Genomic DNA, 246 nt, shown 5'->3' on the forward strand with positions numbered 1-246 from the left:
CGGGCCATTCGTGCCAATTCTTGCAGCGGATCGATGGCTCCGCTTTCCGTTGTGCCGGCGATGCCGACGATGGCGAGGACCCGGTCCCCTCGTTCGTGGCAAGCGGCGATCTCCTTCGCCAGCTTCGACAGATCGATCCGGCCCCGGGAGTCGCAGCCGACCCGAATCACGCCGTCGCTCCCCAAGCCGAGAATATCCGCGGCCTTATCGATCGAGTAATGCATCAAGGAAGAGCCTAGGATGACG

At 63.0% G+C, this 246-nt stretch carries 1 protein-coding gene; it reads right to left on the reverse strand.

The genetic code is table 11. The features are described from left to right. On the reverse strand, nt 1-246 hold a 246-nt coding region (locus KVT34_RS30785; RefSeq protein ID WP_254635255.1), incomplete at both ends, for a pyridoxal-dependent decarboxylase.

It is taken from the genome of Paenibacillus sp. GbtcB18 (assembly GCF_019091125.1).
GTDB classification, from domain to species: domain Bacteria; phylum Bacillota; class Bacilli; order Paenibacillales; family NBRC-103111; genus Paenibacillus_F; species Paenibacillus_F chitinolyticus.